Genomic DNA, 17,418 nt, shown 5'->3' on the forward strand with positions numbered 1-17,418 from the left:
GGTTAAAAAGTATGTTACTGTTATAATTATTGAATAGACCGTATCTGTATGAGGAGGACCTTATGGGCAAACTTCTTTTTCTTTATAAATTTTTGACATCGCCGCGCAACGTAGGCAGCATTACGCCAAGCTCTACTTTTCTTGCCCGAGCGATGGTCAAACCAATCGACTTCAATAAAGCGAAAGCGATCGCAGAGTTGGGCGCTGGGACCGGCGTTTTTACCCGATCTCTCTATAAATACAAAGCCGCACATTGTAAAGTAGTTGTATTTGAGAGAGATGACAATATGCGTCAGCAGCTTGCGTCTGCCTATCCTGAGCTGCATTTTTACCATAATGCCGCTGATATATATCAAGCCACGGAAGATCTTGGTATTGATGGGTTCGATTATATTCTCTCAGGGCTTCCCTTTGCCAACTTTCCACAGGAATTACGCAATAGCATTATGGATAATGTAGAGAAGGCACTAAAACCCGGTGGGCTGTTCATTGCCTTCCAATATTCGCATCAAATGAAGAAACAGCTCAGTGAACGGTTTGAGCAGATTGACATCAATTTCGTTCCGCTTAACATTCCCCCTGCTTTTGTCTATCGCTGTAAAAAACGGGCCGTCTCTTCTGCAACACGGGAGATGCAGGCCTAAGCGTTAAAAGCAAATCCGATCTGACGTATGAACTCCTGCAGCGTATTCGCTGATGCCTGCAGCTTCTCTCTCTCTTCATTCGATAACGGCAACGGGACCACTTCTTCAATCCCGTTCTTGCCGACAACGGATGGAACACCAAGACAAACACCAGAGATTCCATGATAATCCTCTACATAGGAGGAGACTGGCAGGACAGAGCGCTGGTCTCTTAGAATCGATTCGCATATTCGTACGAGGGACAGCGCGATTGCATAATAGGTCGCGCCTTTCTTTTCAATGATCCGATAAGCAGCACCACGTGTCTCTTCATAGATCTCTTCCTTCTCGTCATCTGTAAGATGCCACCGACTCGCCGTTGGCTCTGCCTCCAACTGTACACCACCCACACTAAGGGAACTCCAGAGAGGAACTTCTGAATCACCATGCTCACCCACGATCATACCATGCACACTGCGAGGGTCCACTCCCAGCTTATCAGCCACTAAATACCGGAACCTTGAACTGTCAAGCAGTGTCCCAGAGCCAATCACCCGATGTTTTGGGAATCCTGATAGCTTCAATGCCACTTGTGTGAGAATGTCAACCGGATTTGTCGCAATTAATAAGATCGCCTCTGTATTATATTGTGTCACTTGTTTAATGATTGAATCAAAAATTAATACATTTCGCTGCATTAAATCAAGACGAGTCTCACCAGGGTTCTGAGCAGCACCTGCCGTAATCACGATAATGGAAGCATCTGCGCAATCTGCATACGTTCCAGCAGAAATTCGCATTGGTTGGGCAAGCATTAACCCATGGTTTAAATCCAACACATCCCCCATTACTTTGTCCTGGTTACTGTCGATAATGACCAGTTCATTGACCAGTCCCCTAAGAAGCACCGTGTAGGCGAACGTGGAGCCGACTGCACCATTTCCGATTAATACCATCTTCGAAGTTGCCCTCATCTGTCATCCTCCTCGTCATGATTTTTTCCAAATTACTCCTTCATTGTAACATACCCATTCCCCACGCCCCTGTGGTCAAATCACTTCAACAAAAAAAACCGACCCTTGACGAGTCGGCTTTTCTTCGATGCTTACGCATTCAGTTTTTCTTTTGCAGCGTTTGCCAATTGTGCAAATGCTTCTTTATCGTTTACAGCCATATCAGCCAGCATCTTGCGGTTTACTTCAAGACCTGCTGCTTTTAAGCCGTACATGAAACGGCTGTAAGAAAGACCGTTCATGCGTGCTGCCGCGTTGATACGAGTGATCCACAGCTTGCGGAAGTCGCGTTTTACCTGACGACGGTCACGGTATGCGTACAGCAGGGATTTCATTACTTGCGCATTTGCGGATTTAAATAAACGGTGTTTAGAACCGAAATAACCTTTAGCAAGCTTTAATACTTTTTTACGGCGATTGCGCGCCACATTTCCACCTTTAACTCTTGGCATCGATGTTCTCCTCCTAAATCTTCAAATCGAAAAATCGAAATTACTTCACGTATGTCAGCATGGATGCAATGCGTTTTTGGTCGCCGTTCGATACGATCGCGCCTTTGCGCAGGTTACGTTTGCGCTTCGGAGATTTTTTCTCCAGGATATGGCTTGTGTAAGCATGAGAACGCTTCAGCTTGCCGCTTCCAGTCTTTTTGAAACGCTTTGCAGCTCCGCGGTGGGTTTTCATTTTTGGCATCGTACAAATCCTCCAATCAAAAATTACTTGTCGCTTTTTGGGGCGAGAATCATAATCATGCTGCGCCCTTCCATTTTCGGCTTGCGTTCAACAGTAGAGATTTCTTCTACTTCTTTTGCAAGCTTCTCCATCACTTGTTGGCCGATTTCAGCATGAGTAATCGCACGTCCGCGGAAGCGAATCGTCAGTTTGACTTTATTTCCGTTTTCAAGAAACTTCACTGTATTGCGCAGTTTCGTCTGGAAATCATGTTCTTCAATCGTGGGTGAAAGACGAACTTCTTTAATTTCCACGACCTTTTGGTTCTTACGTGCTTCTTTCTCTTTCTTTTGCTGTTCGTATCTGAACTTACCGTAGTCCATGATACGGCACACCGGCGGTTTAGCAGTCGGCGCGATGTTCACCAGATCCAGCTCTTTCTCTTGAGCCATGCGAAGTGCTTCACGCAGCGGCACAATGCCAAGCTGCTCGCCCTCCTGATCAATCAAACGAACCTCACGAGCACGAATATCTTCATTGATTAAATGATCCTTGCTAATAGCCTGCCACCTCCAAAAGATTTTGGACCAAAGCAAAAAATGCGGACGCACCGCGCCCGCACTCTATTCCATAAAAATTAATTGATCCCATTATGGATATTGAATAGATACCTGTGGACAACAAACCATGCGTCATACAGGTGAGAAGCGGGAGCTTCTGCTTTGGATTCCGTTATATGTTTGACACTTTTACCATTGTAACGGATATGAATAGGCCCGTCAAGCTTCTTCTATGTTTTTTTAAAAAGATTACATGACTGAAATAAGCTCAAGTCGATCGTCTACCTCTGTATTCGTGCGGCGCAGCGTATATGCCGGGAGTTCAATCACGCTTTTTGCCGCTTTATTGGCGCGTGCAATCCGGAACGGCACTACATTCTCATATTGCTTAATTACACACCCATGCTCATCAATAAATACCACATCAATAGCAAATTTCATAAAAAACGTATGAACAGATGTGCACTCCGGAATAAGGAGCCCATGACCGGCGGGCAGCGTGCTGTGACGCAGAAGCCCTATTGTCTTCTCTCTTTTAGATATTGCTTCCTGCACCCTATCAGCTAGCACCGTATTCTTTGTACGATTTAAAATTTGCAGCATTGTATTCTCCGTACACGCACTAATTGCGTTGAATCTGCATGGTTTTTACAATCGATTCAGCAAAAGCCGGCATCTCTGTGTCGCTTTCTTCCCCCACCGCATCCAAACGAATAATATGGGTAGGTGTATAAATCGTATTGACACTGATCCAATGCCCTTTCATCTGTTCAATGTTTTGCTCTGACATGTCAATGAATTTCCCCTGTTCAGGGTGCTTATACGGGTTAATGTTAGCTTGCAGCCCTTGGAAATCTTTTACCTGGATCATTTTTGTATCAGGAACCTGCTTTTTCACTGCCGCAACGATCTTGCCTATCTCTTCCTGTGTTGCCTGCGGAACGATGAAAAGACCAAAGAGACGTTTTTCTTTTTCACTTGTAAACTTAATTCCAATATCCCCCTCAACGTTGGAGTTTACCGGAACAAATCCGTCCGGAAGCTTAAATGTCACGGTATAATCCTGAAAGCGTGTCGTAACCATCTCGGTTTCCTTATTGTACGTAGCAGGCACCTTGTTAATCGTTTTTGTTCCCTCCCAGCCTTTTACCGGCTCCGATGAACATCCCGCCAGCATCATTATAGCTAAAGCCAAAACAATTACTGTATATTTTTTCATAGATATACCCCTTTAATTTTTTAACACTTGTAAATAACGCTCTTTCAATTGTGACCAGAAGAACTCCTCAGGCTTCTGTCTAAAAACATAGCGTGTCACACCATCTACGATTTCCTTTTTCATTTGGCTTTTATTTTGTGGATCGTTTGCTTTTTGTGTTTTTAGCCGTATTTGGATTAAACGAGCTGCTTGCCTTTGCGCTTTATCAAGCGATCGAAGGACCTCTTTGTTCTCTACAAATGTGAGCAGGCGTGCTCTTTCCAATTCAATTGCCATTGCATTTTCAATTCTCTCTCCTTCCCACTCTCCCTTTTGCATTTCATTTCTAAGCAAACGGTTCATCAACTCGCCGTCGATGCAGCCGGATTTTTCAACTTCAGTATATTTCTCCAAAAACTCGCGGTCGATCTCTAAAATTTTATGATCGAGCAGTATATCCCTTCGTGTAACCTCCATAAAAGCACGGTACGCTTTTTCTGTCGGCTCATCAAATAGAGGATGCGGCTTAAATAGCGGATACAGCATGTCAAACGCTTCCAATAATTCACTAAACAAATTGCGCTTATTTCCGATTCTTACTATCTCTTTTACATTAGCAATCCGCTCTCTTTGCAGCATACTTACGTAACTAAAAATAATGGAAAGAATGTGTTCCGCCATTTTTCTATCTGTCATAGATCCATCTTCATTAAGCACAAGATAAGCAGTCGGCTGTGCAAAAAAGAGAAACTCTCTCTTACCAAGCTCCATCGCATAGTAATAGGAATCATCCCACTTCACCTTATACGATCGCAATACTTTCTCACCTGATGCTGTATATGATTCGGCTGTACGCACTGCTTCCTGTGGAACCTTTGTCTTCATGTATGTTCCTCCTTTCGCTCTTCACCTCTACGATCACAAAAAAATAGAAAGGGAGCAAATCAGTCGCTCCCCCTCTTCCTATCCCCAGCCTAGACGCTTGAGGAAGCCGCCAGCACGCTTGCGTAATCCGCTTGCTTTTTTGGAAATAGATGATTTTACGTTGTTGTAGGCAGATTTAGCTTTTGACTTGACGGTGCTGACTGCTGATTTTACTTTTGATTTTGCATAGTTGTACGCAGCCTTTGCCGTCTTCTTGACTTTGGTATAGCCTGCCTTCACTTTCGACTTCGCATAGTTATATGCAGCTTTTGCCGTCTTCTTAACTTTGGTATAGCCTGCCTTCACTTTCGACTTCGCATAGTTGTATGCAGCCTTTGCCGTCTTCTTAACTTTGGCGTAGCCCGCCTTCACTTTCGACTTCGCATAGTTATATGCAGCTTTTGCCGTCTTCTTAACTTTGGCGTAGCCCGCCTTCACTTTCGACTTCGCATAGTTGTACGCAGCCTTTGCCGTCTTCTTGACTTTAGCATAGCCTGCTTTAACCTTCGACTTCGCATAGTTGTACGCAGCCTTTGCCTTTGTTTTTACTTTTCCAGCAAACGCCTTCACTTTTGTCTTCGCCTTGCTGTACAAAGCCTTCGCCTTTGCTTTTGCTTTGCCGGCGAAGGCTTTTACCTTCGTTTTGGCTTTACTGTACGCTGCTTTCGCGGCACCGTATACTGCTTTCGCACCGTCTTTGACCGCATTATACGCAGCAACCGCTTTGTCCTTCACCCAACCGATAGCCTTCTTTCCGAACTCACTCTTGAGAAAAGCTGCTCCCAGTGCTCCAACGACCGCGACGCCGCCAAGCACGAGCGCAACAGGGCCTGTGAAAAACAGAGCTGCTGCCCCGGCGATTCCACCAACGATCCCTAAGCCACCGGCGAATTTGGTATACCCATCGTCGCCGTTTACAATGTCATTAATTCCACCGCCAACAGCAAGTATACCGCCAAGAATGCCAGATCCCTTCGCTAATGTCCCTAAATATTTAAGATTAGAGGCTGGTCCAAATGTCTGGAAGAAAGAATTTTTACTTGACCAACCAAAGTACTTGGCCGCTTCTGAATAAAGATTAAACCCTCTATCAGCAGCAACCATAAAGTTACCCACTGTACTCGCGGCGGAAGGACCCATGAAATATCCTGTAGACCCCAACAAAAGTTCTGACAAACCTGCCACATAATTCCCCTGCATCATGCTTATAATGGAATTATAGTGGGCATGAACCCCTTGACCAAGACTGATTCCTGTACCAATTTGCTGCCCAGCATCAGACCCGCTCTCATCTTGCTGTACATGATTTGACTGTTGATTGCTTTGCGTGTCTGACGTATTATTTTTTAGAGGGACAGCTTCCGAAGATGATCCATTCATATCGGTAGAAGAATTTGAACCGGATGTTCCTTGCTGTAGGTTTCCGGTGCCATTTTTCTCTTCTACCTGTGTTTTCTGCGGCTTCGGTTTTTCAACCGGTTTGCTTTCTTCGACTGGCTGTACGGTCTGCGCCGGATTATCTATCGAAACCGGTGCGACCGTCCCTCCTTCTACAGGAACCGCTGCATACGTCTGTGGTTGTATCACGAAAACTCCAAGGAGTAAAACATAAAACGCCAGCAGCAACTTTGCGAAAACGCCCGTCTTCTCCGTTTTCCTCGGTATGCGCTTCATTTGTTCTCACCTCCTTTCAAGCTTCCGTTCTTTCCTATGTTTCAGGCACCTCTTCTCCCCCTTCCGGCACTGTATCTTCCTGTTCCGGAATGGAAAGTGATGAAGATGTCTGAGCCTCTAACACTTGACTAGGCATATTGAAGATGCTCATGAAATGCAGCGGAACCGTAACTTGGCCGGCGACGGACACCTTGATTGCAGATTCTGTCCGCTCTTCAATTCTCGCATCCGTTAATTGAGCATCCTGCATATTAGCAAGCAAATATTGTGCGGCTGCCAAAGAAACGGTCGTGTCATCTAGCTCCACTACCTGCTCAGCGTTCCACTTTTCTTTGTTATAGCTGTTAACCGCAGCCAATGAAGCAGCATCGACGGCTGCACTTAGCTTAACTTTCTTATAAATCAGCATGCCTCCATCAATAACCAGGCCGGCGATCAAAATAAACACGGGAAGAGCGGCGGCAAAAATAACTACGGCAATTCCACGCTCTTCATGCAGAAGCCTTCCGATTTGTTTTCTCATCATGCCGGGTTTCCCCTCATTCGATTTTATAGATAGCCGTATATTCTACCGGCACATTATCACCGATAAACTCCCCAACAAACGGAAGAGCAAATGAAAAGTGATGGCGAATGGTTACTGCAATGTCTCTATCAGCTGCCGGCGTACTTCCGTCAGGCGAAGCAGCGGGAGGAGGATCTGCCTGGATATTAATCTCGCTACTTCCGCTCAACCCTTGTAAATAAGCATCCGCCGTGCTTTTGATGCGCTCATCCGGATTTCCTGCTTCCTCCGCCTGCTCGCTGTATAATGTGGCACCAAGCCGTGCACTTTGCGATGCGGCCAATGTGACGACAATCTTCGAATATAAGAGCATGCCAAATGTCAGCATACCGAACAGGATCAGGAGAATGATCGGGAGTACGAGCGCTGTTTCCAAAACAGCCTGGCCGTCTTCATTTTTTTTATATTTCGCAAATAATGTTCGCATTCCCATACTCCCTTCCTTTATGTCGATTTGGCTGTCGTCCGTCCCATCTTGGAAAAAGCAGCCGGTTGATACGCCTCTTTTCGTAAGCGGCAATCATAATAAGCAATCGTTAGAATAGCCGCTTCCACTGGCAGCAGCAAGACATACAGCAAGCATTGCACACCCAAGGCGATCAATATGTTTGTACTAAAAGACGCAAGCGCAATATCTACAAGCAGCAGACTGGTCGCATATTCCAGAACAAAGCAGAAAATGAGAAAGAAAAAAACTTTTATAGCCGATCCAGTAACCAGTTCTTTGCTTCGAACGAGTGATTCAACAATGCCTGTCTTCTCTTTTATAAGCACCTGAGGATAGAAGGCAAACCAAACCAACATAACAAGCCCTGGAACAATGAGTAGTATCAAGCCGAATACGATAAATAAGCAGGTGAGCACTGCTGTAAAGAAGACAGGCCAGCCGTATCGAAAAAGGGCGCCGAGTGACTCTGTAAAAGATGGATGATTCCCTTCCTTCTCCTGAATCATTTCATATAGCAGCGGAATACGGATCATCGTGCTGCCTACAAGTGCGAATACCAACGTATTCAATCCGGCATAGATTCTGACAATTGGATTAGATACATCCACAGGTACGGCAAACAAAAGAAATAGCAGATAAATTGGAAGACCGACCGTTATCGAAAGCGCAAAAAAACGCAAAAAATGGCGGCGATATACTAGAAGCCCTGTCTTGATAACTTGCAGCACACCAAGCGGACGTGATTTCTCGTTCATTTCGTTCCTCCCCTCATCCATTGTTATAAAAGTAGAATCCGGCGATTCCACAGCCTATTACAATCGCAATACCGTACGGAAACGCGCCCGCTTTTCCCGGATTCATCTCCGTACGAAAAAGCGGGTGAGTTCCCGCCATACCCGCAAACATCCATATTAGCCGCCTACACGTCATAAGCAACGTCCTGTCTTTAAGCATAAAGAACAATGCCAGCACGCCTCCCGCCAATCCCATAAATACAGCAGTCACCAGCACGAAACGCACACCAAAAAACGCACCAATACACGCAAGAAGCTTCACATCTCCTGCACCCATCCCACCGAGCGCGAATGGAATAAAAAGGAGCGCCGTCCCTGTCAGGAATCCACCAAGGGCGGACACAAAAGGGTCCCAGCCCTGCACTGCGTTAAGAAGCAGCCCTACGGCGATTCCTGGCAGGGTGACGAGATTAGGAATGCGTCTATAGCGTATATCCATATACATGGCTGCCGCCAAAAGGACAATCAGCAGCATTATTTTTATCTCCACGATCATGCGCTAAAACCCCTTATCATTCACCGCTACCGCCTTTGGTCTGTAGTTTATCGGCAATATCTTTAAAAATACCCTCTAACTTCCCGCCGATTGTCGTCAGACCCACTACCGCCGCTACAGCTACTAGAGCGAGAATTAGACCGTATTCACTCAGCGCCTGTCCCTCTTCATCACGGTATAATTTTTTGAGCATGTCCATCATGATGTCACCCCCTTTCAAGGCTTGCATACAAATTGCTAACCATACTATTCAGTAAACAGCATTCGAATAATAGAAATGAGCGCCGGACCGAGCAGAAAAATCAGCATCGCCGGAAACACAAAGAGAAGCATGGGAAAGAATAATTTCAGCGACGCCTTCTCACCCAGCGTCACAGCCGCCTGCTTGCGTCGTGTCCAAATCTCCTGCGCTTGCTCCCGAATGATGCGAGTCAGCCCCGAAGAACCTTTCTCAAGTCCTTGCACAAGCGCTGAGAGGAATACGCTTAGATCCGGAACATCACAGCGTTCCGACATGCGCTGAAATGCCTCGACCTGCGAAATGCCTAGACGAATCTCTTCGAGTGTCTGCCGGAATTCGGCGGCCAAGATTCCTTCCTGCTGAAGAGTCTGCTGCTCCAGCGCCGATGTAAGATTCAATCCGGAGTCTGTCATTACGGCAAGTGTATTTAAAAACATGGGCATCTCTTTCTCCATTTTCTCTTTTCTGCGCCGTACGGCAATCTTTATAAAAGAATCTGGAAGATAGTAGAACCCAATCGGCATTGCAACCGCAAAGTAGTAGAACAAAGCACTGCCTTTACTGAGTGCAATCAAGCTGAAATAGAGAAGAGCTACAAAGGCGGAAACAAGCTTGATAGCAAAGAAATCTTCCTGTGTATACCGCTTTAAAAAACCTGAGCGCGCCAGCATATCCAGTACCTGCCGATGACGCGGCGCCTGCACGTTAATAGTAGAGCGGCTGAGCAGCCATAGACCAAACGGACGAACTGCATTCCACAGCGTCCAAAGCGGTCTTCCCTTCTCTCCTGCCGGAAGATTCATCTTCAATGTTTTCAAGGAAATATTGGAGCGGAAGGATTCTCCACGCGCCAGTTTTGGAAGCGGCAGCGCTACCAATAGTATCAGGCAAAAAACAAGAACCGAGATAAGAAATGGCAACGCCTCGTCCTCCTTAAATTTTGATGTCCATAATTTTTTTGCTAATAATGAAGTTCATGACCAGAAATAAGACCCCAAGCACAAGCATCCCCTGTCCAAGAGCAGTATCATACATCGGCTTCATATACTCAGGTGAGAGAAACATAAGCACAAGCAGAATCACAAAGGGAGTAACCGAAAGAATTGAAGCCTCTGAACGCTTGCTGGCAGTGGCAACAAGAATTTCGTTCTGAATGGTAATCTTATCCCCGATGATCTTTGCTACACTCGCCATAACTTCAGCTAAGTTTCCACCACTTGTCTTAGCGTGTAAGCTGGCATTTACAAAATCCTGTACGTCCTCCCCTTTCATACGTAGCTTAAAGCGATGGAGGGCTTCCTCAAGCGAAGCGCCCATCTTTATGTCATACACGATAATCTCTAGCTCCTGAATGATTGGTTTTTCTTTCTGCTTCCCATATAGTCGCTTCATGTCCTCAAGCGCCCTCTCCAACGCACTTACAAATGATAAACCTGACTTTAAGGAGTTAGAGATCGAATATAGCGCCTCCTTGAACTGTAAATTGAATGTCTCCTGTCGCTTCTTCACTTTGGTGCTGATATAGTATTTGGGATAGTAAAGAGCAAAGAATACCGCAAAGCACAAGGCAAGAAATATATTCTGAAAAAGAATAAATCCGAAGAAGAATGTTCCTATACCGACCGCTATCATAAGGAGGTTATAGGTTTTACGAGGCATGATACCCCCGATCTTATCCTCCGTTTGAAATAATGCCTGTCCTTGTTCGCCGCCTTGACTTATCTGCTCATCGCCTCGCAGCTCCCGCAAATAGCTTGATAAGAACTGCTCCTCTGCCCCTTTGGGCTGAAATATATTCTTCATCATGCCGATGAATTCATAGACAAAGAAGAAGATATAGATTGCGATAATGATCGCAAAGGCAGGTGATTCCGGTGGAACATATTCATAAGCGAAGAAGCCAAGCACAAGAAAAAACACCGGTATAATTAGATGCATGGTCTTCACCTACCTTTCCGTTAGTACCTTCCACTCGCTAGAATCCATTAGGTTCGGGTCGATGGACACTCCACTTGTTACCAACTTCTCTAACGCTTTGACTTTATTACCGGTTGGCACCAATTCTCCGCGCAGCTTTCCATTCTCATCTACTCCATACACTTGAAAAGAAAAAATATCCCGTATTCTAATCTCGTTGCCATCGGAGTCAAGAATCTCAGTAATCTGTACGACCCTTCTTGTACCATCCCGGAATTTGCTTAGATGTACAATGAAGTCAATCGAAGAGGCGATTTGGTGGCGAATAGCCGAAACGGGGAATTCGACACCTGCCATCAACACCATGGTTTCTAAGCGCGTGAGCATGTCGCGCGCCGAGTTGGAGTGTCCCGTTGTAATAGAGCCATCATGACCTGTATTCATCGCCTGCAGCATATCAAGGGCTTCACCGCCGCGCACCTCCCCGACTACGATACGATCGGGACGCATACGCAGAGCGGTAATAATCAAATTCCGAATGGGAATAGCCCCTTTGCCTTCAATATTAGACGGACGCGCTTCGAGCCGAATTAGGTTTTTAACCTGAGATAGTTTTAACTCGGCAGCGTCCTCGATCGTAATGACCCTCTCGCGCTCCTCGATGTACATGCTAAGAGCATTAAGGAAGGTGGTCTTTCCTGAACCGGTCCCGCCAGAGACGATAATGTTATAACGGGCCTTGACTAATTGCCGTAAGAAATTGGCTGCTTGCTCGTTGATGGCACCAAATGCGCTCAACTGCTCCATCGTATATGGATTTTCCGGAAATTTCCTAATGGTTACAGCTGCCCCATCAAGCGAAATCGGATTGATAACAACATTGACACGCGACCCGTCAGGAAGACGCGCATCCACAATCGGATCACTTTCATCTACTTTTCGATTGACTTTGGAAACAATTTTTTCGATCAGATGCATAAGCTCTGCAGCGTTGCTGAATTTCAGCGGATTGCCCTGCGAGTCAAGCACCCGCTGAATCTCCCCCTTCTTCTCGATGAAGATAGTCTCCGGGCCATTAATCATAATTTCTGTAATCTCTGGATCATGTAAATAAGGTTCAATAATGCCGTAACCGAACATGTTGCGCAGAAGCTTATGCAGTACTTCGTTCTTCTCATAGGAGCTAAGCATAAGCCAGGAGTATGCGCCTTCTGTTTCTTCTTCAAGAAAACGCCAGGCAATCTCACGGATCGCCCCCTCATCCTGTCGGCTTTCCAATTCTTTGACCGTATTATCCTGTGTCAGCTTCTCCCTCAGGTGGCGAATTAACTGCTCAATCCCCTGCTCTGCACTCTTCTTATCAGCAGTTGCTCCACCTATCACTTTGTCTGCATGCTGAAAGTTTTTTAGTAAATGCTCTATGCTCATCTCTTCGCCTCCTACTCAATGAAGAAGCTGCGTATGGCAGACGGTTTCTTCAGTTCTTTCGGCGTAAATACCGGGTAAAGCAGATGTGCTAATTTCTTCAGATCATAGTTAACGGATAGCCATTCTTTATATGCGACAGGCAACCCCTTGTTCATATATCCTTGAATTTGACGGTAATTGTCTGGAATTTCGGCGATAACAGGATAATCTAGCAGTGCAGCTAATTCGTGATTGTTAAACTCTACATATTTAGACGATTTATTAAAAATGAGATTCACCTTTTCTTTTGGCAGCATCAGCTTATGAAAGAAATCCTTTATCTGCAGCAAATTCCATCCTGCAATAATATCTGGTGTAGCAATAAGAAGAATTTTGGTCGCTTCAGTAAAAGCTGCGATATTGCGCTCTGATAGCTCACTTGATGTATCAATAATAACCACATCGTAATGAACGCGAACCTGCCGTAGGATAGCCGCCATATCTTCAAGGCTGAGCTTTTCCATTTTGACCGGTGAAGCGGCAGGTAGAATATGCAGCTCCTCTTCCTTCTCCTGAGTAACAATGACAATATTATCGAGAATCGCACTAAGCAGCTTATCATTTTGCTGAAGCGTACGATCTAACTCTAATGCAGTAATTACGCTTGAGAGCCCTTGTCCTTTGACCGGAACCTTAAGCATAGGAGCCACACTTCCGAACATCGATAGGTCAATGAGTAATGTTTTTATCCCTTTTTGTGCATAATACAGAGCCATATTGGCAGCGATCGTAGTTTTACCGGTACCGCCCTTTGGCGAATACACCGTATAGATAACACCCTTCTCTCTCATCTGTTCCGTATCTACTTCAACTTGCGCCAGATCTTTTCGATACTGCTTTGGAAGGGAATGAATGGCAGTGATAAATTGAATTGGCGATGCATGCTTATACAGCAGATCAATCTGTTTCGCTGCGAATAATTCCATACGAGAATCATTAAGCGAATCGAAAAGAAGAATAATCTTTCTGCAATCACCCGCGAGCAGCTCATCAAGAGAGACTTCTGGATTTTCCATCGCATCAACACCAATCAGAACAGCATCAACGCCAAGTTCGATTAGTATATCCTGCCCGTCAGAGGTCAAAAGTTCTGCGCTATGTACAATTTCAATCCCGACCTCCGGATGCTCACGAAAGTATTCAATTGTGTCTGCTATATAAGCAGAATCCCGATCAAATAGTGCGATGCGGATTGTTTTGTCTCGTTTGCCCATCAAAAAAGAGTTATTCATCATATTTCACCATCTTTATTGTTTTGGCGTAGCAGCAGGAGCTTGCTGTGCCGGAGGCTGAGGCTGCTGTCCACTTGCCGGTGGTTGTGCTGGCTTCTGCTGTGGTGCTGTCTGAGCAGGCGGCTGTGCTGGCTTCTGCTGCGGTGCAGCTTGTGATTGAACTGGTGGCGTCGCTGGTTTTGGCTGTTGTGCTGGCGGTTTAGCTGCTGGTTCTTTTGGCTTTTGAATGAATTTCAATGGACTGCTTGGCGGAATCCATTCTGTATCAGCATTCAGCGGGTTAAGTACCAGATCAATAATGCCTTTTCGTTTTGCTAAGGTTAAGTCCACAGCCTCCTGCGGCGTAACAAGCAAAGTAATGTTTTGCTTGCCTGCCTGTTTTGTCATACCGCCGTCCCCGTTTTTATCAATACCGATGATTTCAAGATGCTGAAGTATATTCGAAGAGTATACGCCACCTGTCGAATTATCGATCGAAGTAAAAATAACATCAACGAAATCACCATTTTTCAGCGTATTATTTAATGCTCCTTCGGCATCTACACTAATCGTTATCGCACGCTTGGTAGTTGGAATAAAAGAAGCCCGATTTACCGAACCATCCGCTTTCAAATATTGGTATGCTTCTTCGCCAAAGGCTATCTCTTGCGGATTTTTGGTAAGCACTGTCCCTTTGGCAATATCACGCTTGGCTACCGCCTTTTGTAATTCATCCATCGTTTGAAATGAATGCGGGAACACTTTGTTCTTCGTATCCTGATCAATTTCAGTAAATTCAATCATCTCGTTCGTTAGTACTGTCTGAGCTTTAATATCTTGTGTTGTTACAATAACAGGAACATTCCGCTTTAAAGATGCCAAGTAGGCATACGTCATATATGCGATCGCTAAAGCAAAAAGAAAGGTAAGAATGGTTTTGGCATTAATCAGTTTCCTGAGCATCGTTCACCCTCGACTTTACATTGTAAATATATTTGCAATAAATACTACCAATCTAGTAACAATGTAGCCTAGTATTCCTTAGTTTGACAATATTAGAAAACAAATCTATGGGAAAATTAGTTATTAGGAATTAACGTTGTAGTTAAATAGGCTTTTTATTTTTTTTGTAAAATATTTTATTGAGTATATTTTTCTTATTTATTCAAGTCCTTTCTCCCACTCATAAAAAATGCGTATGGATTCTTCCATACGCAAAAGCAAAGTAAAAGCTTATGATCAATTCAAAATAATGGTAGGCACCTCTGTTTCTTTATGCCCTGAATACAGAAAAATGTTAGTAAAAACAATTCAATACAACACAAGTTCATTATATACCTTTGTATGATATTCCACATCATCGACATAAGAAATGCCTGCAATCTTCTTAGATTCTTTTTTCACACGAGCTGCCTGCTCCGCTACCTGCCCGGCTGTCTTATATGCACCGGGTGCGCACCGCACACCAGCAAGCGAGATTGACAAAATAGGACAGGTCGCCGATCTCCCTTCTTTTTCAATGTCTTGAAAATAGCTGTAGAAATACTGCTGAATATGCGAAATGATCGCCTGTACATACTCATGAGCAGCAATAATAATAAAGTCATCTCCACCAATATGACCAAGAAAGCTTTTTTTCCCGCCACTCATCCGAATCGCATCCCAAAGCATCTGCGATGTTCGACGAATAATCTCATCGCCCATCTCAAATCCAAACTGATCATTAAACCATTTGAATCTATCAAGATCGCAGTATACAACCGTAAAGTCCTCACATCTCCCCAAACGTCTCGCAATCTCCTGATCAATTCTCACGTTTCCCGGCAGGCCCGTCAATGGATTCGATACTGCAGCGATTTCAAGCTTGGCCTTGGCCAGCATATCAAGCAGACTTTGTACCGATACAATCCCAGTATATTTTCCGTTTTCTGTAACGATGATTACATCATAAAGGTGAAACGATTGACGCTCCATTGCCATTTTTGCCACCTGCTCAATATTTTCCCGCCGATCGACAATAAGCGGACTGTGATTCATCAATTGTGCGACGGGGCGTTCATAGTATAGTGCGACCCCATACTGTCCCCCAAGAATTTTGTAGAGTTGAAATCGCATAATAAGCCCCTTAGGTACCTTATCATCCAACACCACAATACTGTCAATTCTTCCGTTCCGTTCAAAAATATGATGGATTTCTCGAACTAATGTGTCCTGGCTTACGCATATAGCACTTCGAATAATATCACCAATTTTGCCGCATGGCTCCTCTATGACAATAGAAGATTGCTCCTCTTGAAGCTGCTTAAGCTTAGCGACAGCCCGTTCTGTTATGTGTGTCTTCTCACGAGCCGGGTGTCCTAATAAGTATCCCTGTCCATAATCTATTCCAAGCTTCACGAGCGTTTCAAGCTCACTCTCCGTTTCAATTCCTTCACCAATTATGCGGCATTTCACTTTATCAGCGAATTGTACAAATGTTTCAACCAGCGCTTGCTTCACAGGATCGGTATCAATATGGCGGATAAGCGCCATATCAAGCTTGATATAATCCGGATAAATCTCCGCAATCGCTTCCAAGCTGGAATAGCCGGCACCCGCATCATCCACCGCAAGCAAGTATCCCTTTTTCCGATATTCTTGAATCACCGCACGAAAAGAATCAAAATTCTTAATGGCATGCCGCTCAGTAATTTCAAATACGATATTATGCGGATTCAACCGATACTCTTCCATTAGCTTAAATACCTGTCCACGCAGCAGGAATGGATCATCAATGCTGCGTGCATCAAGATTAATAAACAGCTTTTCAGAGGGCTGAAGCTGAGGTATGCGCGACATCGCATGTCGACGGCATAGCGACTCTAACTGAAAGCTTGTGCCTGTCTTCTGCGCAAAAGAAAACAGACGGCCCGGCGAGTAAAAATTACTGTTTTCCGGACCGCGCACAAGCGTCTCCCAGCCTAACGGTATACCTGTTTTTAGCGATACAATCGGCTGAATCACCGTATGAATATCTTCCTGCTCAATAATACGGCGGAACTCCTGCATCTCCTTAAACTCTTGCGACATAAATCCGCACTTCGCCATTTGACTGGCTACTTTGACAGAAGAATACATCTCTTTAACCAAATCCTGGCCTTCAATTTTGGCATATCCGATATGTACCTCGATATCACTGATATGAGAGTGAGTGATTTTATGGTTTAGTATCTGCTCTACCTCACGTTTTAGCGCCATACAGATCTGGTGCAGCAGTACATCTGTATATGGTGTGCTAAATGATAAATAGACCGCATAATCATCGGCCCACAGCTTTTGGACAGCAACGATGTTGGCTGGCGGCCTGATCGTATGCTGACAGGCGATAAGCAGCGCCTGATCCATATGCTGTAGAATGCGCCCAGCAGTCAAATATCCAAATTTCAATTCAATATCGGAGAGTTTTATAATATCCAGATATACTAGTACTACATCACGATATGCCGTCAATTCAGCTTCTACCTGATTTTTTAGCTGTATACGTTGATCTGTATATACGAATGGAGTTGTTTTCTTGCGGAATCGATTCAAAAATGAAAACATGGCGATTTATCCTCCCTTTTTCCTCCTTTCATT

General features: G+C 44.8%; 20 protein-coding genes and 1 other annotated feature. Of the genes, 1 reads left to right on the forward strand and 19 read right to left on the reverse strand.

Features of this window, described 5'->3' with window-relative positions:
• Positions 1-62 precede the first annotated feature (62 nt).
• Positions 63-644 (forward strand): class I SAM-dependent methyltransferase, encoded by a 582-nt coding sequence (locus AB3351_RS11665; protein ID WP_371147323.1) that lies wholly within the window; start codon positions 63-65, stop codon positions 642-644.
• On the opposite strand, the gene AB3351_RS11670 is transcribed toward AB3351_RS11665, so the two are convergent.
• The 19 genes from AB3351_RS11670 to AB3351_RS11760 all read right to left on the reverse strand — a co-directional run bounded on the left by AB3351_RS11670 (position 641) and on the right by AB3351_RS11760 (position 17,385).
• Entirely contained in the window at positions 641-1,597 is a 957-nt protein-coding gene (locus AB3351_RS11670; RefSeq protein WP_371147324.1) for an L-lactate dehydrogenase, read from the reverse strand. The two genes, AB3351_RS11665 and AB3351_RS11670, sit on opposite strands and share 4 nt — an antisense overlap.
• 131 nt (positions 1,598-1,728) lie before the next feature.
• Entirely contained in the window at positions 1,729-2,088 is a 360-nt protein-coding gene (gene rplT, locus AB3351_RS11675) for a 50S ribosomal protein L20 (protein WP_206249470.1), read from the reverse strand.
• A gap of 40 nt (positions 2,089-2,128) precedes the next feature.
• The gene (gene rpmI / locus AB3351_RS11680) at positions 2,129-2,329 is read right to left on the reverse strand and encodes a 50S ribosomal protein L35 (protein WP_206249469.1); all 201 of its coding nucleotides are present in this window, start codon (positions 2,327-2,329) and stop codon (positions 2,129-2,131) included.
• 23 nt (positions 2,330-2,352) lie between these two features.
• Positions 2,353-2,904 carry a translation initiation factor IF-3 gene (gene infC / locus AB3351_RS11685; RefSeq protein ID WP_371147325.1) on the reverse strand — a complete coding sequence of 184 codons (552 nt, stop codon included), beginning with the start codon at positions 2,902-2,904 and terminating at the stop codon, positions 2,353-2,355.
• Positions 2,896-3,037: a sequence feature (ribosomal protein L20 leader region), on the reverse strand. (Overlaps the previous gene by 9 nt.)
• A gap of 80 nt (positions 3,038-3,117) precedes the next feature.
• A complete protein-coding gene (locus tag AB3351_RS11690) occupies positions 3,118-3,471 on the reverse strand; it encodes a DUF192 domain-containing protein (protein ID WP_371147326.1) in 354 nt (117 codons plus the stop codon).
• A 19-nt stretch (positions 3,472-3,490) separates the two neighbouring features.
• Positions 3,491-4,087 (reverse strand): hypothetical protein, encoded by a 597-nt coding sequence (locus AB3351_RS11695; protein WP_371147327.1) that lies wholly within the window; start codon positions 4,085-4,087, stop codon positions 3,491-3,493.
• Between the two features lie 12 nt (positions 4,088-4,099).
• On the reverse strand, positions 4,100-4,951 hold the full coding sequence (locus AB3351_RS11700) for a hypothetical protein (RefSeq protein ID WP_371147328.1): 852 nt from the start codon (positions 4,949-4,951) through the stop codon (positions 4,100-4,102).
• A gap of 78 nt (positions 4,952-5,029) precedes the next feature.
• Positions 5,030-6,664 carry a hypothetical protein gene (locus AB3351_RS11705; protein ID WP_371147329.1) on the reverse strand — a complete coding sequence of 545 codons (1,635 nt, stop codon included), beginning with the start codon at positions 6,662-6,664 and terminating at the stop codon, positions 5,030-5,032.
• A gap of 34 nt (positions 6,665-6,698) precedes the next feature.
• Complete coding sequence (locus AB3351_RS11710) at positions 6,699-7,190, reverse strand: TadE/TadG family type IV pilus assembly protein (protein WP_371147330.1); 492 nt, start codon at positions 7,188-7,190, stop codon at positions 6,699-6,701.
• A 13-nt stretch (positions 7,191-7,203) separates the two neighbouring features.
• Positions 7,204-7,656 carry a TadE/TadG family type IV pilus assembly protein gene (locus tag AB3351_RS11715; RefSeq protein ID WP_371147331.1) on the reverse strand — a complete coding sequence of 151 codons (453 nt, stop codon included), beginning with the start codon at positions 7,654-7,656 and terminating at the stop codon, positions 7,204-7,206.
• 17 nt (positions 7,657-7,673) lie between these two features.
• On the reverse strand, positions 7,674-8,432 hold the full coding sequence (locus AB3351_RS11720) for a hypothetical protein (RefSeq protein ID WP_371147332.1): 759 nt from the start codon (positions 8,430-8,432) through the stop codon (positions 7,674-7,676).
• Positions 8,433-8,445: 13 nt separating this feature from the next.
• The gene (locus AB3351_RS11725; RefSeq protein WP_371147333.1) at positions 8,446-8,967 is read right to left on the reverse strand and encodes an A24 family peptidase; all 522 of its coding nucleotides are present in this window, start codon (positions 8,965-8,967) and stop codon (positions 8,446-8,448) included.
• 16 nt (positions 8,968-8,983) lie between these two features.
• Complete coding sequence (locus AB3351_RS11730) at positions 8,984-9,169, reverse strand: Flp family type IVb pilin (protein ID WP_371147334.1); 186 nt, start codon at positions 9,167-9,169, stop codon at positions 8,984-8,986.
• 44 nt (positions 9,170-9,213) lie between these two features.
• The gene (locus AB3351_RS11735) at positions 9,214-10,128 is read right to left on the reverse strand and encodes a type II secretion system F family protein (RefSeq protein WP_371147335.1); all 915 of its coding nucleotides are present in this window, start codon (positions 10,126-10,128) and stop codon (positions 9,214-9,216) included.
• Between the two features lie 13 nt (positions 10,129-10,141).
• The gene (locus AB3351_RS11740; RefSeq protein ID WP_371147336.1) at positions 10,142-11,146 is read right to left on the reverse strand and encodes a type II secretion system F family protein; all 1,005 of its coding nucleotides are present in this window, start codon (positions 11,144-11,146) and stop codon (positions 10,142-10,144) included.
• Positions 11,147-11,155: 9 nt separating this feature from the next.
• Positions 11,156-12,553 carry a CpaF family protein gene (locus AB3351_RS11745; RefSeq protein WP_371147337.1) on the reverse strand — a complete coding sequence of 466 codons (1,398 nt, stop codon included), beginning with the start codon at positions 12,551-12,553 and terminating at the stop codon, positions 11,156-11,158.
• A gap of 11 nt (positions 12,554-12,564) precedes the next feature.
• Positions 12,565-13,827, reverse strand: coding sequence for an AAA family ATPase (locus AB3351_RS11750; protein ID WP_371147338.1), 1,263 nt, complete (start codon positions 13,825-13,827; stop codon positions 12,565-12,567).
• Positions 13,828-13,839: 12 nt separating this feature from the next.
• A complete protein-coding gene (cpaB, locus tag AB3351_RS11755; RefSeq protein ID WP_371147339.1) occupies positions 13,840-14,766 on the reverse strand; it encodes a Flp pilus assembly protein CpaB in 927 nt (308 codons plus the stop codon).
• Between the two features lie 348 nt (positions 14,767-15,114).
• Positions 15,115-17,385, reverse strand: a complete 2,271-nt coding sequence (locus tag AB3351_RS11760; protein WP_371147340.1) for a GGDEF domain-containing protein — start codon at positions 17,383-17,385, stop codon at positions 15,115-15,117.
• Positions 17,386-17,418 lie beyond the last annotated feature (33 nt).

Origin of the sequence: Aneurinibacillus sp. REN35 (assembly GCF_041379945.2) — a bacterium.
GTDB lineage: Bacteria > Bacillota > Bacilli > Aneurinibacillales > Aneurinibacillaceae > Aneurinibacillus.

Excerpts from the sequence above, each read along its gene's own strand:
- AB3351_RS11715 (WP_371147331.1), bottom strand. The coding sequence starts at position 7,656 with ATGCGAACATTATTTGCGAAATATAAAAAAAATGAAGACGGCCAGGCT.
- AB3351_RS11730 (WP_371147334.1), bottom strand. The coding sequence starts at position 9,169 with ATGATGGACATGCTCAAAAAATTATACCGTGATGAAGAGGGACAGGCG.
- AB3351_RS11740 (WP_371147336.1), bottom strand. The coding sequence starts at position 11,146 with ATGCATCTAATTATACCGGTGTTTTTTCTTGTGCTTGGCTTCTTCGCT.
- cpaB (WP_371147339.1), bottom strand. The coding sequence starts at position 14,766 with ATGCTCAGGAAACTGATTAATGCCAAAACCATTCTTACCTTTCTTTTT.
- AB3351_RS11750 (WP_371147338.1), bottom strand. The coding sequence starts at position 13,827 with ATGATGAATAACTCTTTTTTGATGGGCAAACGAGACAAAACAATCCGC.
- AB3351_RS11745 (WP_371147337.1), bottom strand. The coding sequence starts at position 12,553 with ATGAGCATAGAGCATTTACTAAAAAACTTTCAGCATGCAGACAAAGTG.
- AB3351_RS11700 (WP_371147328.1), bottom strand. The coding sequence starts at position 4,951 with ATGAAGACAAAGGTTCCACAGGAAGCAGTGCGTACAGCCGAATCATAT.
- AB3351_RS11690 (WP_371147326.1), bottom strand. The coding sequence starts at position 3,471 with ATGCTGCAAATTTTAAATCGTACAAAGAATACGGTGCTAGCTGATAGG.
- rpmI (WP_206249469.1), bottom strand. The coding sequence starts at position 2,329 with ATGCCAAAAATGAAAACCCACCGCGGAGCTGCAAAGCGTTTCAAAAAG.
- AB3351_RS11760 (WP_371147340.1), bottom strand. The coding sequence starts at position 17,385 with ATGTTTTCATTTTTGAATCGATTCCGCAAGAAAACAACTCCATTCGTA.
- AB3351_RS11705 (WP_371147329.1), bottom strand. The coding sequence starts at position 6,664 with ATGAAGCGCATACCGAGGAAAACGGAGAAGACGGGCGTTTTCGCAAAG.
- AB3351_RS11725 (WP_371147333.1), bottom strand. The coding sequence starts at position 8,967 with ATGATCGTGGAGATAAAAATAATGCTGCTGATTGTCCTTTTGGCGGCA.
- AB3351_RS11670 (WP_371147324.1), bottom strand. The coding sequence starts at position 1,597 with ATGAGGGCAACTTCGAAGATGGTATTAATCGGAAATGGTGCAGTCGGC.
- AB3351_RS11665 (WP_371147323.1), top strand. The coding sequence starts at position 63 with ATGGGCAAACTTCTTTTTCTTTATAAATTTTTGACATCGCCGCGCAAC.
- rplT (WP_206249470.1), bottom strand. The coding sequence starts at position 2,088 with ATGCCAAGAGTTAAAGGTGGAAATGTGGCGCGCAATCGCCGTAAAAAA.
- AB3351_RS11710 (WP_371147330.1), bottom strand. The coding sequence starts at position 7,190 with ATGATGAGAAAACAAATCGGAAGGCTTCTGCATGAAGAGCGTGGAATT.
- AB3351_RS11695 (WP_371147327.1), bottom strand. The coding sequence starts at position 4,087 with ATGAAAAAATATACAGTAATTGTTTTGGCTTTAGCTATAATGATGCTG.
- AB3351_RS11720 (WP_371147332.1), bottom strand. The coding sequence starts at position 8,432 with ATGAACGAGAAATCACGTCCGCTTGGTGTGCTGCAAGTTATCAAGACA.